The 15,606-nt window shown below is 39.2% G+C and carries 18 protein-coding genes; 8 read left to right on the forward strand and 10 right to left on the reverse strand.

The window, feature by feature from the left end:
- Positions 1 to 2 precede the first annotated feature (2 nt).
- Positions 3 to 2,270 (reverse strand): DEAD/DEAH box helicase, encoded by a 2,268-nt coding sequence (locus tag B4U37_RS12555; RefSeq protein ID WP_088018516.1) that lies wholly within the window; start codon positions 2,268 to 2,270, stop codon positions 3 to 5.
- A 113-nt stretch (positions 2,271 to 2,383) separates the two neighbouring features.
- Positions 2,384 to 2,596, reverse strand: coding sequence for a cold-inducible protein YdjO-related protein (locus tag B4U37_RS12560; protein ID WP_010193739.1), 213 nt, complete (start codon positions 2,594 to 2,596; stop codon positions 2,384 to 2,386).
- Positions 2,597 to 2,873: 277 nt separating this feature from the next.
- Here B4U37_RS12560 and B4U37_RS12565 point away from each other — a divergent pair, with 277 nt between their 5' ends.
- Positions 2,874 to 3,338 (forward strand): Hsp20/alpha crystallin family protein, encoded by a 465-nt coding sequence (locus tag B4U37_RS12565; protein ID WP_088018517.1) that lies wholly within the window; start codon positions 2,874 to 2,876, stop codon positions 3,336 to 3,338.
- A 417-nt stretch (positions 3,339 to 3,755) separates the two neighbouring features.
- On the forward strand, positions 3,756 to 5,210 hold the full coding sequence (locus B4U37_RS12575) for an IS1182 family transposase (RefSeq protein ID WP_088018488.1): 1,455 nt from the start codon (positions 3,756 to 3,758) through the stop codon (positions 5,208 to 5,210).
- Positions 5,211 to 5,685: 475 nt separating this feature from the next.
- Here the strand turns inward: B4U37_RS12575 and B4U37_RS21995 are convergent, their stop codons facing one another.
- Positions 5,686 to 5,838 (reverse strand): hypothetical protein, encoded by a 153-nt coding sequence (locus tag B4U37_RS21995; RefSeq protein WP_157182430.1) that lies wholly within the window; start codon positions 5,836 to 5,838, stop codon positions 5,686 to 5,688.
- Between the two features lie 139 nt (positions 5,839 to 5,977).
- Here B4U37_RS21995 and B4U37_RS12585 point away from each other — a divergent pair, with 139 nt between their 5' ends.
- Complete coding sequence (locus B4U37_RS12585; protein ID WP_010193734.1) at positions 5,978 to 6,166, forward strand: hypothetical protein; 189 nt, start codon at positions 5,978 to 5,980, stop codon at positions 6,164 to 6,166.
- 109 nt (positions 6,167 to 6,275) lie between these two features.
- Here B4U37_RS12585 and B4U37_RS12590 read toward each other — a convergent pair whose 3' ends face one another.
- Positions 6,276 to 6,899, reverse strand: a complete 624-nt coding sequence (locus B4U37_RS12590; protein WP_244951564.1) for a YppG family protein — start codon at positions 6,897 to 6,899, stop codon at positions 6,276 to 6,278.
- Positions 6,900 to 7,103: 204 nt separating this feature from the next.
- Between B4U37_RS12590 and B4U37_RS12595 the strand changes: the two genes are divergently transcribed.
- Together B4U37_RS12595 and B4U37_RS22230 are read left to right on the forward strand one after the other, a co-directional pair.
- Entirely contained in the window at positions 7,104 to 7,307 is a 204-nt protein-coding gene (locus B4U37_RS12595; RefSeq protein WP_029326378.1) for a YppF family protein, read from the forward strand.
- 120 nt (positions 7,308 to 7,427) lie between these two features.
- On the forward strand, positions 7,428 to 7,592 hold the full coding sequence (locus B4U37_RS22230; protein WP_010193731.1) for a hypothetical protein: 165 nt from the start codon (positions 7,428 to 7,430) through the stop codon (positions 7,590 to 7,592).
- 45 nt (positions 7,593 to 7,637) lie between these two features.
- Here B4U37_RS22230 and B4U37_RS12600 read toward each other — a convergent pair whose 3' ends face one another.
- The gene (locus B4U37_RS12600; protein WP_088018519.1) at positions 7,638 to 8,000 is read right to left on the reverse strand and encodes a YppE family protein; all 363 of its coding nucleotides are present in this window, start codon (positions 7,998 to 8,000) and stop codon (positions 7,638 to 7,640) included.
- A 36-nt stretch (positions 8,001 to 8,036) separates the two neighbouring features.
- Positions 8,037 to 8,294, reverse strand: a complete 258-nt coding sequence (locus B4U37_RS12605; RefSeq protein WP_088018520.1) for a hypothetical protein — start codon at positions 8,292 to 8,294, stop codon at positions 8,037 to 8,039.
- A gap of 191 nt (positions 8,295 to 8,485) precedes the next feature.
- Between B4U37_RS12605 and B4U37_RS22235 the strand changes: the two genes are divergently transcribed.
- A complete protein-coding gene (locus B4U37_RS22235) occupies positions 8,486 to 8,590 on the forward strand; it encodes a hypothetical protein (protein WP_010193728.1) in 105 nt (34 codons plus the stop codon).
- 47 nt (positions 8,591 to 8,637) lie between these two features.
- On the opposite strand, the gene B4U37_RS12610 is transcribed toward B4U37_RS22235, so the two are convergent.
- On the reverse strand, positions 8,638 to 9,654 hold the full coding sequence (locus B4U37_RS12610; protein WP_088018521.1) for a DUF2515 family protein: 1,017 nt from the start codon (positions 9,652 to 9,654) through the stop codon (positions 8,638 to 8,640).
- Between the two features lie 94 nt (positions 9,655 to 9,748).
- Between B4U37_RS12610 and recU the strand changes: the two genes are divergently transcribed.
- Together recU and B4U37_RS12620 are read left to right on the forward strand one after the other, a co-directional pair.
- Complete coding sequence (gene recU / locus B4U37_RS12615; protein WP_088018522.1) at positions 9,749 to 10,345, forward strand: Holliday junction resolvase RecU; 597 nt, start codon at positions 9,749 to 9,751, stop codon at positions 10,343 to 10,345.
- A 45-nt stretch (positions 10,346 to 10,390) separates the two neighbouring features.
- Complete coding sequence (locus B4U37_RS12620) at positions 10,391 to 13,093, forward strand: transglycosylase domain-containing protein (protein ID WP_088018523.1); 2,703 nt, start codon at positions 10,391 to 10,393, stop codon at positions 13,091 to 13,093.
- Positions 13,094 to 13,139: 46 nt separating this feature from the next.
- Here the strand turns inward: B4U37_RS12620 and B4U37_RS12625 are convergent, their stop codons facing one another.
- From B4U37_RS12625 to B4U37_RS12635, 3 genes are all read right to left on the reverse strand, one after another.
- A complete protein-coding gene (locus B4U37_RS12625; protein ID WP_088018524.1) occupies positions 13,140 to 13,643 on the reverse strand; it encodes a YpoC family protein in 504 nt (167 codons plus the stop codon).
- Positions 13,643 to 14,296: an endonuclease III gene (gene nth / locus B4U37_RS12630; protein ID WP_088018525.1), complete on the reverse strand. Its 654-nt coding sequence runs from the start codon at positions 14,294 to 14,296 to the stop codon at positions 13,643 to 13,645. Before nth ends, B4U37_RS12625 begins: the two co-directional genes overlap by 1 nt.
- Positions 14,297 to 14,367: 71 nt before the next feature.
- A complete protein-coding gene (locus B4U37_RS12635) occupies positions 14,368 to 15,069 on the reverse strand; it encodes a DnaD domain-containing protein (protein ID WP_088018526.1) in 702 nt (233 codons plus the stop codon).
- Positions 15,070 to 15,606: the final 537 nt, after the last annotated feature.

Here is a 15,606-nt window from a genome sequence, read left to right on the forward strand (position 1 = left end):
CTTTACACAAGCTTTTGAAGTAGAGAGAGTGCCAATTCTTTGGAGTCCTCATCAGGATAATCTGCACCGATGCATGAAGGGCAACCAGAGCGACACGGACAGTTTCCGATTAATTCACTTGCACTAGTAAGCAACTCATTAATATAGTCGTATGCTTTTTCACTTAACCCGACTCCTCCTGGGTAGCGGTCATAAAAATAGACCACAGGCTTCTCATCGTGAGTGGATTTGACTTGAGGGACCACCTGCATATCCATCGGTTCACACATTAATAACAGCGGAGTTACGTGTTTCAGGGCATGAGCGATGCCTAATAGGCTCTTTTCTAAATCATCACCTTTTAGCCGCTCTGTAATCTCTTCTTCAAGGGTAATCCACGTTGCACTTGTTTGCAGCTCTTCTTCAGGCAGGTAAATGGGGCCAGATCCGATGTTTTCGTGAGTTTCAAATTTAATTTTTTTGAAAATAGTGGCCATTGCGCGTACCGACACATCCCCAAAGGAAATGGTGCCAGCTTGGTAATCGGTCTGTTTGTCCACTTCAAGCACATCAAGGGAAACAGCAAGATTTGCATCGGTAAAATAATCAACATTTACTTCCCTTACAAATGCTTTCTTCTCTTCCCAATCAAGTTTCTCTACCTGATATTGAACGCCCTGATGCAAGTAAATCGCTTCATCATGAAGCAACGTCATCGAACTGAAACGGTCCATTTCCCCAATCACCTTGTTTGCAGGTTCTGATGATTGGTCAATGATAATGACATTTTCCTGAGAGGCTGAACGCAAACTGATGTTATGTGCCGGGAAGGCATCATTCATCCAGTGCCATTTGCCTCCGTTTTCATGGAGTACTCTTTCTTCTGTCAAATAATCTAAAATGTCCTCAAGCTCCACTCCATCAAAGGTATCGCCCTCTTTAAACGGCAACTCATATGCAGCACACTTTATATGGTCTACAAGGATAACAAGATTGTTTGGATTGATTCTTGCTGATTCTGGATTGCTTTTCAGAAAGAACTCCGGGTGTTGTATGACATATTGATCTAAGGGATTAGAGCTCGCCACCATGACAATCACCGCTTCCCCCTGCCTGCGTCCGGCACGGCCAGCCTGTTGCCAAGCACTTGCAATCGTTCCCGGGTATCCTGTCATGATACAAACCTGCAATTGACCTATATCTACACCAAGTTCCAGCGCATTTGTACTAATTACACCATATATTTCACCATTTCTTAACCCTTTCTCAATCGCTCGTCGTTGCGTTGGAAGATAGCCTCCCCTGTATCCTTGTATGGACTTTTCTCCAAGTTGATTTTTAACCAGTTCTTTAAGGTACGTTAATAAAATTTCTACCCGAACTCTGCTTTTTGCAAAGACGATGGTTTGAATTTTCTCTTGCAGAAACTCTGCAGCCAGCTTTCTTACCTCTAACGTCGCACTCCGTCTGATATTCAGCGGTTTATTGACAATTGGAGGGTTATAAAAGACAATATGCTTTTTACTGGATGGAGCTCCGTTATTATTAATTAGTTCAAAGGACTCTCCGGTAAGCTCTTGAGCCAGCTCTTTCGGATTTGCAATTGTTGCAGATGTGCAAATGAACGTCGGGTTGCTTCCGTAAAATTTACAAATCCGTTTCAACCTTCTAATCACATTAGCTACATGACTTCCAAACACCCCTCTGTACGTGTGCAATTCGTCTATTACGATATATTCTAGATTTTCAAAAAGAGAAACCCATTTTGTATGGTGTGGAAGGATGGCAGAATGAAGCATATCGGGATTAGTGATAACGACATGCCCTGCTTTTCTTACCTTTTGCCTGATGGTAGGTGCCGTGTCGCCATCATATGTATAACTGTTGATCGGCACACCCATTTGAGTAATAATTTCGTTCAATTCACTCTTTTGATCTTGCGCAAGTGCTTTTGTAGGAAACAGGTACAGTGCTCGCGCATCATTGTTTTGCACAATTTTCTGTAGGACCGGCAAGTTATAGCACAAGGTTTTTCCTGAAGCTGTGGGAGTGACAGCCACAAAATGCTTTTTATTGGTTGCAGCATCAAACGCTGCTGCTTGATGGGTATATAAAGAGTTGATCCCTCTTTCAGTCAAGGACTTCAACAAACGTTCATCTATTTGAGCAGGAAACGGAACAGTTTGTGCTTCTTTTGGTGGAACTGTTTCCCAATGTACGATATTTTTTGCTATTGATTCCTCACTTTTCATCCAATCAATAACTTCATATATTGTTTTTCTCCATTTCATTACAACTCACCTCATTGTCTATTCTCTATTTTAGCGAATAAGCGTTCGGTTAGTAAAGTGCAAAAAGAAAAACCAAGCACACATAATGTACTTGGTTTTTCTTTTGACTATATTTACATCTTCTGATTTTGACTGTAATTATTGATGACTGCTAGCACTTTGGTGGATTGTGTCATGCTGCTATGGCATAGAGGACATGTCGGGATGTCACTTTCGCTGTTCTTGAAGTTATCTCTCATCCAACCATTGCAATCCTCAGATTCACACACCCATACTTTCGTTTCTTCGGTAACGATTTCTTCTACTTCTCTTCTTCCAAAAGCCATAGTACCACTCTCCTATCTTTTGAGGTGGGGCGCAGTTTATCCTCACTAATATACTCTTAGTATGCCAATATACGAGGAAAAAATAAGAAAAAAATAAAAAAACCATCCTCGTCATACAATCTCTTCCAATATATTATAGCATAAATTCAAGGGAATTGCATTTTTCTCCATGATTAATAAGTTGCAAAATCCGCAATAAAAAGACATAAAAAACATAGTAACCCACCTAAGCCCAACTTAATATAGTAATGATAAAGAGCAAGAAAGGAGCCACACCATGAAAGACGAACAGGATAAGCTTTCTAATAAGAAAGTCCCTCAAAATAATATTATGACATCAATTGATGCATTTTTCACAAGCTCCCCGATTAAAGGGATGCTTCAGCAAATGGATAATTTTTTCGGTCATGCATTCACAGAAGCTTCCTTGCCAGTGGAAACAAGAGAAACAACAGGAGAATTTATCGTCATCTGTAAGCTCCCTGGGATTAAAAAGGAACAAATTACAATAGAAACTTTTGATCGTTACTTAACCATCGGAGTAAAAAATGAAGAAAAGCTCGAAACAATCGATGAATCAAGTTCTTATATTAGCAACAGCTATACCATGAAACACCAAAAACGGACTATACCCGTTCCAGCATATGTAAAATTGAATGCGCTTCAAGCAAATTACCGAGACGGTCTACTCCAAATCCGCATACCAAAGAAAAACATCAAGCAAATCAAGATTGATGACTGAAAAGTATAAGAAGAACCGAAAGAAAACGCTATGTCCTATTAAACCTTAGTTTTTTAGTAATCGTCGCTGTTCCTTTCCGCAAATGGCTTCGCTTTCCGCGGGACGGTGCTTGAGCCTCCTCACTTCGTTGGAGGCCACTGAAAAAGTTCTTAATTTTAGATATTGTTAAGACACCGCTTTTGATTTCCGCAAATGGCTTCGCTTTCCGCGGGGCGACCTTGAGCCTTCTCACTTCGTTGCGGGGTCTCAACAATGTCGCTTCTTCCCCCGCTGGAGTCTACGCCATTTGCTCCATTCAAAAGATAAAAATTGAATGTACAATTCGTACTTAATTAAGCAGAAGAATGTTTAAATTACAACTTTCTTCTGCTTTTTTGTTTTATAATATTTTTATAAAAAGTTTTAGGTGGTATCCAAATGATTTCTAATCAAGAGTCCTTTAACCTTAGCCCATTCTCAGCGATATATGATATCGTAGTCCCCAAAAATAATATGCTTCGTCAAATAAATGAACTAGTAGATTTCTCTTTTATTCTTGATGAACTAAAAACAAAATACTGTTTGGATAATGGTCGTAACGCTATCCCGCCTATTCGTATGTTCAAATACTTGTTGTTAAAATCTATTTATGATTTGTCAGATGTTGATGTTGTTGATCGATCCCAATACGATATGTCATTTAAGTATTTTCTCGAGATGGCTCCAGAAGATCGTGTCATTGATTCAAGTTCATTAACGAAATTTCGAAAGCTCCGTCTTAAAGACGTGGGATTATTAGATATGCTTATAGAGAAGACAGTTGAGATTGCATTAGAAAAAGGAATCATAAAAACCAATACCATAATAATAGATGCCACCCATTCAAAAGCTCGATACAATCAAAAGTCCGCGACTGAATTTCTACAAGAAAAATCAAAAAATGTGAGAAGAGCTATTTACCAGATAGACGAATCGTTAAAATCAAAGTTACCACAGAAGACGACATCTAATGATGTCGAAGAGGAATTAGCTTATTGCCGTAAAGTGATTGATACGGTAGATGAAATCCCGCAAGTTGCTTCTATACCAGCAGTTAGGGAGAAGTTAAATATACTGAAAGAAGTTGTGGAAGATTACACAGAACAAATAAGTTATTCCAATGATCCAGATGCTCGCAAGGGACATAAAACTGCTGACTCCTCTTTTTTCGGATTTAAAACTCATATCGCAATAAGTGAAGAACGTATTATTACAGCTGCAGTTATTACAACAGGTGAAAAAAGTGATGGGAAATACCTTCCTGAATTAATTGAGAAAACCGTAAAAGCTGGGATGGAAGTTGATACAGCCATTGGAGATACCGCTTACTCAGAAAAAAATAATATCTCCTACACAAAAGAGAATAATATAGCACTCATCTCTAAATTAAATCCTGTTATTCAAGGGACTCGTACAAAAGAGGATGAATTTGAGTTTAATAAGGATGCAGGCATGTATGTATGTAGGGCGGGACACCTGGCATTTAAGTTAAGACGACAAGGCAAGAAAAATGTGGCGAAAAACCGACGTGAAACCTATTACTTTGATATCGAAAAGTGTAAGGTCTGTCCTTTCAAAGAAGGTTGTTATACAGAAGGTGCAAAAAGTAGAACATACTCTATTACTATAAAATCAACAGAACATAAAGAGCAGGAGGAATTTCAAAATACCGAAGGTTTTAAAGAAAAGGCGAAATCCAGATATAAGATTGAAGCGAAAAACAGTGAACTAAAGCATAGACACGGGTATGATACAGCCTCCTCCGCGGGTCTATTAGGTATGGAGGTACAAGGTGCCACAGCGATATTCGCTGTCAACCTAAAGAGAATACTAAAACTAATAAATGAAAAATAGTAAAGTACAACGTTTATAGGGCAACTTTTTATCCTTTTCGGAGAAAAAGTTGCCCCTTTTTTTGTGAATCTCATTTCTGAATGTTTTTCATTCAAAAATAATTATAGTTTTTCAGTGGCCTCCTTCGTTGCGGGGTCTCAACCTACCGTTACTCCCCCGCTGGAGTCTTCGTCATTTGCTCCAATCCACAGCTGAAAATAACTTAAACGAAACGTTAATGTTTTTTTCAGTTAAAACATTTAGAGTGCTTTTCATAAACCTTTTATTGAATGAAGCCACCTTGTTGATTGTAGTGGAAGGCGCGCAGACGCCCGCGGGAGGAAGGGACAGGTGAGACCCCACAGGCGCAGCCGAGGAGGCTCACGGACCGCCCGCAGGCAAGCGAAGCGCCTGGAACGGAAATCAACCGTTAGATAGAATTTTTAATTCTTCTAGCATTAAAAAGCAGTCACCACTGGGAGTGACTGCTTTTGCTTTAGTTTTTATGTGATTTTGATCCGTACTTCGCATTCTCTTCAGGAGTTGAATCCATTTGGATGCTTGCGAGCTCCTTAGACACTTCTTGCTGATGCTGATTAGAAGGATATTTGTTCTTACGCTCTCTATTATCATTTCTATTTGTCATCATAACGCCTCCAAAAAATATAATTCCCTACCTTTATAGCTTGGATGGAATCATCATTTTTATGATTGGAAATAAAAGTCCAAATCCAAAATTACATAAAACCTTCTCCGGCACACATGATAAACAATAGGAGGTGTAAAAGATGAGCAAACAATATAAAAAAGTGTATGCAAGTCCATCCACTTCGCCATCACTTGTGATAAAAACGAATCTTGATAAAGAGCAGAAAGAGGAAAATCCATATTACAGCTCCTCTCTTAACCATCAGGAAGAAGAAAAATTGGACAACTACTTTTTTGAACAAGATCCAAAAGGCGATTACCATAAGTAATGTTAGGAGAGATCTTCTCTCTCCTTTCTCTTCAAATTGGGAGAGATGAAAGTAACACATGGTTTTACATATATCAAAATAAGATGCCCTCAATAGGAAGGCATCTCATTTATGCTTTAAATGTGGCCGCAAGACCTTTAAACATATTGTTAAGTTGGTTTACCGTATTCATCATTTGACCTGCAGTGTCCATCATTTTTTTCATATCAACATTGCCGTCCTGCCCTTTAAACTGATTCATGAAGGAATTCACTTGGGATGTTTGAGGTTTCGCTGATTGCCCCTGTGTTGGATATGGATTCATGAATGGCATGCTCATTTGATTTGGCATGACGTTACCCGCCGGCCCTCCAGCCTGTTGTGGTAATCCTTGAGGATAGCCGTTTTGACCCAATCCACCAAACGGCATGCCTTGAGCAAAACCGTTCTGTCCCATACCTCCCATCGGCATAGTTTGTGGGAAAGCATTTTGACTCATATTATTCATCATGTTAAAAGGAAAAGCAGAATTTTGCATCCCATTCCCTGAAAACGGCATTGTATTCATATAGTCGGGAAGCATGCCTTGTTGATTCATCCAGCCTCCATTCATTACCTGTTGCGGATACATCCCTTGCATGGATCCAACGCCTGAATTAGGCAATAAATTATTTAAAAAAGGAAGCTGACTTAACATATTCAAATTCCTAGTATGTGATAAATGTCTAGGCCTTGCATACATTCTCCTAAACATTCAAATCCCTCCTCTTTTCTAGCTATATATAACGTATGAAAAAAACTAGGAAAGGTGCCTACTCCACTTTCCTAAACAAGCGTTTTAAGCTCTTGCCACAATACTCCATTTTTGTCCCAATTTGTCGGAAGTTTCATTATTTCAAAAACAAGAAAAATTTATTTTGCATGCTATGATGGAACTAACTTCAAAGGGGGGATTGGATTGGTACTTGAAGAGTTGCGTCATAAATTTTTAAGTTGTAAAACCTATGAACCAATGGAGCATAATGAATTAATGGATTTTGCCAGACAGCTGTACCTTCGAGGAGAATTAACGATTGGTCAGTTCCGCAATCTTATTCGTGAGCTCGAGTCAAAGGGTGCTGTACCGCCAAACACGTTTGAAGACATTTTAGAAGTAACATAATAAGCAGTACTTTCAGGAGACCTTAATGGGTCTCTTTTTTTATGTCAACAGTACAGATAATTAAGTAATGATAAGAGCGATTGCGTGGAAAGCTAAGAAGGAGAAAAAGGAGGGATATAGATGAGTCGCGGTAAAAACTTTAACCATAAGAAAAAAGGCCACGAACCTACCATTGGTGCACAGCCAGCTGAAAAAAAGGTCTTCGAAAAAGTGGAATACGCAATTGAGCCTGTCGCAACTGCTGAAGAACGCCCTGTAACAAACAAAGCAGAAAAAGACCGTTAAACATGAAAAGCCTGATCTTCCATTGATCAGGCTTCTTTAAATAATCTAGATATTTTTGGATATTGCATCATTCAAAACATAGCGAATAGATTGAAGCATACCTTTGAACCGTTTTTCGCGTGTGTCCGGGTAAAAACATTGCACTGCAACCATATTTATATTTTCAACCGTGCTATCTATCTGTTGAACGTGTATATATTTAGGTTTATCTGACAGTATCCAGTTTTTAACTCTGCTCTCCCATTTCTCGACAGTCGCAAATACACCATCAGCATACGGCTTAACTGTTTGAAAAAAATCAGGTTCTTGGTTACTAACTTTGGCTGCCATAAAGTTTTCTTCTATCCGATCCAATTCCACTAAGAGCTGATTTGTTAATTCTTTTACACTTTTATCATTGCCAGACATTTCTCTTCACCTCTAGCAATACATTACCACATGTTCTTATACAGAGTAAGCACTTTGCCGAAAGTCAATTGATTTTGGAGAGTGAATTTTCAACAACCGTTGTTCACCCATCACTTTTTCCACTTCATCTAGCGTGACGTGCAGCCGTTTAATCTGATGTTTCATGACTTCTTCCATCTCTTCTCGCTCTATTTTAAGTGAATTTGACATTGTCTCTTCCAATACATCCATTTGAAGCATCATTTCATTGAACAAGTCCGCAATCTCATTTCTTGAAACAATTACATTGGACATACAAATCCCCTCCATACTTTGTTAGTTTATATTTTCTGCATTCATCCTCTACTCCCTTCCTGTGCGACAAAACTAGAAGCAATTCGCCAAAGAAAGTGTTTATTTGCAAAACACCTTCCATTTTTCGCATGATTGATTGCCTAATTGTAAAAAATAAGAAGGTAAAAAATACAGTAATAGGAGGTACCGTAATGTCTAAACAAAAGAAAAATCAACAACAACGTAAAAATCAAGTAGAAAGCGCACCAGGCCAGGAAGATAAAAAATTAAAAGGGCCAAACCGCCCTTCTACTTGATCTCAACCATCACAAAAAACAGCTCCTTTTACGGGGCTGTTTATTTGCTATAGCCATTTTTTTAAAGCAATTAAGCTATGCATCTGATGCTGTTTGTGTAAAAACCACTTCGTAATTTCTATTTCATCGGTATCTGTTTTCGCAGGCATTTCCCTCCATTTAGAAAGATGTCTTGCCTGCTTAAAAACCCAGTCGTCTTGGAGGATAGGCTGATGGGGAATAACGGGATAAGCCGCCCTAAGAAATGGTGTTTCTCGAAATAGCCCTTTATGTAGATACTGCTCATAATCATACCTCGCCCCTGTATGTTCTGTGTTCTGCGAAAAGTTCACAAAGGAGTCCGAAAAATCCGGGTCAAATAAAAGATTTGCCAATCTCTTCCCCAATTCAATTCTATTATGGAGCTTTTGAAATCCATGAACAGAATATCCATACATCTTCCCCTTAAGTGTTGGAAAAATGACACAACTGAAATGACCAAGATCTTGAAAGGTATATACACTTGTTCCAAAAACTTTTCTTTTTAGTTTTTTGTTATGCAGAACCGGTTCTTGGATTAGATTTTGTTCATTAATAATAAGGGATGTCATTAACCTTGTCATATCCCTTCTTTCCCAAAAACATTGCCATTCTGCTTCCATAAAACAGGAAACATGAAACTCTTTTAGTAAATGAAATAAAGGTTTGTTATATCTCTTGGACAACTCATAGACTAATAATTGTGGGTACGCATCCTGAAAGATCATCCAATTTGCTAATTCATAGGTGATAAATATCGGGTATCTTTTTCGCCATTCTAATGCAAGCTTGAACCATTTCCCCTCCAAATCCGTCATATTCCAGCCAGCATTGCGGGATACCATGCTGGCCAAAAAGGCCCACCGAATTTCTTTGTTTCTATCATAATAACCTGCATAGGCTTTTGTCCTAGAAATATTGTCAGCATTGTATTTTGCTGTATTTTTTCTGATAGTAGTGATAAAATTATTCTCTTGAAAGGAGTACTTGTATTTCAATCTTCTTTCTCGTATTTCCGAATAGAGAGTTACATGTTTCACGTACATATTCTTCTCCTTTCAAACAAAAAGTGACAAAGGTTACAAAAAGATGACGTTTTTTTCTAATATAAGATTAGTTTTAGTCTAGAGGGGGAAATTTATGACTATACGATACCCAAATGGTAAAGTATTTCAGGCAAGTAGCAATTCGCCTTCCAAAAAGACTGGTCCAACATTGTATGGTAACAGAGGGATGAGTTTAGAAGATGATCTTCATGATTCCAATATGTATTACCTCCACCAAGGAATTGCTGTTGTCCATAAAAAGCCGACACCAATCCAGATTGTCGATGTGCATTATCCTAAAAGAAGTGCCGCTGTCATTAAAGAAGCATACTTTAAACAAGCCTCGACTACAGACTTTAATGGAGTATACAAAGGAAGGTATATTGATTTTGAGGCAAAGGAAACGAAAAATAAAACTTCCTTCCCTCTCCAAAACTTTCATGAACATCAAATTCAACATATGCGGCAAGTAGTGAAACAAAATGGAATCTGTTTCGTCATATTAATGTTCAGTCTTTTTAATGAAGTCTATCTGCTACCGGCCGATAAATTATTTCATTATTGGGACAGGAAAGAATCCGGTGAAAGAAAGTCTATTACAAAACAAGAAGTCGAACGCGATGGCTACTTGATCCCTCAAGGTTATCAGCCGAGAATCGATTACATCAAAATAATAGACACTTATTATTAACAGCTCCGGAATAACTGTATGTGTGAAGAAAGGCAGGTCTGAAACATGACTGAAAAGTATCAATCTAGAGAACAGAGACGACAAGCTATGCAAGAAGAACGCAGTGCAAAATCCGGCACGAAAAAGAAAGGTCCTAAGAAAGGCTTATTCAAAAAAATATTCTTATCTGCACTTATTATCGGTATTGTAGGATTATTAACAGGTATAGGTACCTTCGCTTACTATGTTCAGAGCACGCCACCGCTGGATGAGACATTACTAAAAGTCCCTGTTCCTTCCAAAGTATATGGGATGGATGGAGAGCTGGCTGCTGAAATAGGCGGGCATGAAGCTCGGGAGTATGTAGAATCAGATGAAATCCCTGACCTCGTAAAAGATGCCTTCTTGGCTACAGAGGATGTACGTTTTTACGAGCATAATGGAGTAGATTACAGACGTTTAGCTGGAGCGGTATTGGCAAACGTTACAAGAGGCTTCGGTGCTGAAGGTGGAAGTACCATTACTCAGCAGTTAGTAAAATTATCATTTTTATCAACTGATAAAACCTTAAAGAGAAAAGCGCAGGAATTCTATTTGGCTTATCAACTAGAATCCCGTTTTACAAAAGATGAAATTTTGGAAATGTACTTAAATCGTATTTATTTTTCAAATTATGCATATGGAATTTCCAATGCTGCAATGAATTATTATGGGAAATCTCTTGATGAGTTAGAACTGCATGAAGCAGCGATGCTTGCAGGACTCCCACAAAGTCCTAACAACTATAACCCTGTCACAAATCCTGAAAATGCTGAGCAACGACGTAACATCGTCTTAACTCTTATGGTGAAGCATGGAAAGATCACAGAGGAAGAAGCAGATGAAGCAAGAGCCATTCCAGTAGACTCCACTTTGACAGACGATGTGGAGAAAACGAATTACTCTAATAAGTACAACGCTTTTATTGATCGAGTAATTGAAGAAATATCTGATCAATTAGGCGATGTGGATCCTCAGGCAGACGGGCTAGAGATTTACACAACTCTAGATGTGAATGCACAAGAACAAGTGGAATATATCTTATCCGATGAAAGTGGTATTCCACATCTAGAAAATGAAGATTATCAAGCAGGTATTGCATTGATTGATACCCAAAGTGGAGAAATTCGCGCCATTGGCGGCGGTAGAAACCATATGAAGACAGGTACCAATTATGCAACAGATATACGAGTTCAACCAGCGTCAGCGATTAAGCCGATACTTGACTATGCGCCTGCAATTGAATTTTTGGATTGGTCCACTTACCATCAAATTAATGATGAACCTTACAGTTATTCTTCTGGAACTGAGATTAATAACTGGGACAACAAGCATAAAGGTTACCTAAGTATGCGACAACATCTGGCAGATTCCCGTAACATCCCTGCATTAAAAGCTCTGCAAGAAGTTGGTTTGGATAGAGCAAGGGACTTTGCTGTGAAACTGGGCATACCACTAGAAGAAGAAATAAACGAAGCATATGCAATCGGTGGATTTTCTAATGGTATCTCCCCTCTTCAAATGGCTGGAGCATACAGTTCATTTGGTAGCGGCGGAGTATATACTGAACCATTCGCTGTGACGAAAGTCGTCTTCCAAGATGGTACTAGTGTAAACCTTAATAAAGAGTCAGAAGTTGTAATGAAGGATTCCACTGCTTTCATGATTACAGATATGCTTAAAACATCTGTACGAAGCGGATTAGCCAATGCTGCAAATGTACCTGGATTAAATATCGCAGGGAAATCAGGAACCACTAACTTCGCTGAGGATACCATTTCAGAATATGGAATACCTGAAGGCGGGGTTCCAAGCACCTGGTTTGCTGGGTATACACCAACATATACTGCAACGGTATGGACAGGATTCAGAAGAACAGGAACAGATAATTATCTGCGACCAATTAACGGTTCAAATCAAGACCAGTATCTATCAAGGATTATCTTTAAACAATTAATGGAGAATATATCCACGACAAGCGAAGACAAATCAGACTTCCCTGTTCCTAACAGTGTTGTCCGTGTTCCAATTGAAAAAGGATCAAATCCTCCATTAAAAGCAAGTGAGTTTACACCTTCAGATCAGATTACGAATGAATATTTCATAAAGGGAACAGAGCCAACAAAGGTTTCAAAAGAATATGATAAGCTACCTACTCCAACTGGTTTCACAGCCCAATATGATGAGGAAGCTAATGTTATTAATCTAAACTGGAAGTATCCTGAAGACCGCTTAGAAGGCGTAACATTTACTATTAATGTAGCTGTTAATGAAGGGTCTCCTCAACCTCTGACAGAAACAAAAGATCTTGGTTTGGTTGTGGAATCACCTGATCCTGGGGCTACCTTCACCTTTGAGGTTGTAGCAGTACAGGATGAAAACAATGAAAATAAAAGTGACGCAGCAACACAGACGATAACGATTCCTGAAGCGGTCGAAGAGGATGATGAAAGTATCATTCCAGAGATTCCTGGTGACGGCGAAGAAGAGCCTCCAGGCGATGGCGAAGAACCTCCGGGTGACGGCGAAGAACCTCCGGGTGATGGCGAAGAGCCTCCAGGCGAAGGCGAAGAGCCTCCAGGCGATGGCGAAGAACCTCCAGGTGACGGCGAAGAACCTCCGGGTGATGGCGAAGAGCCTCCAGGTGACGACGAAGAATCTGATGATGCAGATACACAGAGCAACACAAATCGAAATGGACAACGTGATGATTCAGAAGATGACGATTAACACAAAAAGGGCTACCGTCGCAGGTAGCCCTTTTTGTATACTTTTTTTATTTTTGCTCTAGTGCCTTCATTTTGTAAAAAAGCTTGGCGCTTTCTGTGTAAAGCTGTTGAAGCTGAATAAACGCATGATACATCTCAGGTTTTTTAATGACAAACTCCAACCTCTCATCCACATTTATCGGCTTCCAATTCAACTTCTGCGATTCTTTTTTCCAATCCGTTAAACTTCTTACAGGTTGACCATTTATCCAGAACAACAATTGCAGGTACCAAGCGATTGGAAGAATGATTTGTTCCCTTGCTTCCTTTCGATTCCTACCTTCATGGAGATTATTTAAATGCGTTTCTTTTTCTTTCCATCTATTGAGGATAAGCGGTATCGAGTCACTTGTCATCTCCCAAGGCAATTGATGTGGCGCTGCTCCTTGATAGTATGCAATATCATATTTAAATGGCATTTCAACGGTATCTTCTATTCTAAAGTTCTTTATGGAAATGGTGTCTTGATCCGAATAAAAATGGGGATGGAGAAAGGCTTCTGGTATCTTCATTAGCCCACCTTCTTCTTCATTCTCTTCTTACCTTCCCTGCACATTTCAAGTAACGGACAGCTTTCACATTGAGGGTTCTGAGCTTTGCAATGATATCTTCCGAAGAAAATTAGTCGATGATGCGTATCAGACCACTTCTCTTTTGGTATTTTTCTCATTAAAGTTTTTTCTACTTCTAAAACGCTATCTTTCCATTTGCAGATGCCCAATCGTTTACTCACTCGTTCTACATGAGTATCAACAGCAATAGCCGGAACCCCAAAGGCAACGGATACAACCACATTGGCCGTTTTTCTGCCTACACCTGGCAACTTGACGAGTTCATCCCTCTCTTTAGGAACTTGTCCATTATATTCTTCCAAAAGGAGTTGGCATAAGGCCCTAATGTTTTTTGCTTTATTTCGATAAAGGCCAATAGAGCGGATATCCTGCTGTAATTCCTCTAGTGTAACTTCAAGATAATCCTCAGGTTTTTGATACTTTTCAAACAGGTTCTTTGTAACCTTATTAACTAGTGCATCTGTACATTGAGCGGACAGCGCAACAGCAATTACTAGTTCGAAAGGATTCTTATGATTTAATTCACAATGTGCATCAGGAAACATTTCCCCCATCACATCTACTACTTCTTTTATTTGTTTAAGATTTAACATTCCATATGTCCTGCCTTTCCGAAATTGATAGAAAAAGGAACACGCAATTCCACATTACGCGTCCCCTTTTGTTAATCAAGCCAGTTATAAAATGGAACAGTTGAATTGCTTGATTTATTTTGCGGTATAGGTGTTGGCTTTTGTTGATTTTTACGGAACTTCTTACCATAATCGTTGGCTTGATTGATTGTTTTAATTCCATTCTTTTTCCATTCAAAAAGAATCCTATCAATATAACGGAAATTCAACTTACCAGAAATAACAGCTTCTCTTAAGGCAGCTTTAATAATGGTTGGATCATGATGATCTTGGTCCATCCACATATTCAGAGACTCACACTCAAACGGTGATAAAGGTCTTCCAAATTCCTGCTCAAACACTGTATAGAGATTCATTTCTTGTTGTTGATTCATGGATTGTGTGGTTTGCTTGTTTTGGTCCATCATATAGGTAATCATCTTTTCCCAAAGGGGTTGGAGTGAATAGCGTTCGTATTTGATGGAGTATTCATCCATTTCATCACTAATGGATACATACCCTTTTTGAAGTAGATGACGCAAGATTTCCATACATTCTGATGGGTCAATTGTCATCTTATCTGCGATTTCCATAGGGGTTGGAAAAATAATTCCACTTTCCACGAAAGAATGTACATGTAGAAGAAGGATAAACTCTTTTTCATTTAACCCTAGATTTACGTAATTGTTCAACAAATATTTAGGAACGGACAGGTTGCCCTCTTCCATGAATTGAATAAATTGCTCTTTTTTCATCTGAGACACCTCTCCGATAAGTATAACAAATTTCTAGTGATTCTTCATAGGTAATATATTTCAATCTGTTGATGGATATTTAATGTTTTTTGAATTACAGGGACAATTCAGATGCAGGTATAACTCTAGCTGAGTTCCAAAAGACCTTTCCCGCCCGTGATTGGGCCAACTGGTGTCTTCATTCCACTTCTCAAGACCTTTCTCAGCTGTGATTAGCGCTACTGATGTCTTCATTCACCATCTCAAGACCTCTCTCAGCCGTGATTGGGCCAACTGGTGTCTTCATTCCACTTCTCAAGACCTCTCTCAGCTGTGATTGGGCCAACTGGCGTCTTCATTCCACTTCTCAAGACCTCACTCAGCTGTGATTGGGCCAACAGATGTCTTCATTCCACTTCTCAAGACCTCTCTCAGCCATGATTGGGCCAACTGGTGTCTTCATTCCACTTCTCAAGACCTCTCTCAGCTGTGATTAGCGCTACTGATGTCTTCATTCACCATCTCAAGACCTCTCTCAGCCCAGTAAGGTTCTACTCC

Origin of the sequence: Sutcliffiella horikoshii (assembly GCF_002157855.1) — a bacterium.
Lineage (GTDB): Bacteria > Bacillota > Bacilli > Bacillales > Bacillaceae_I > Sutcliffiella_A > Sutcliffiella_A horikoshii_C.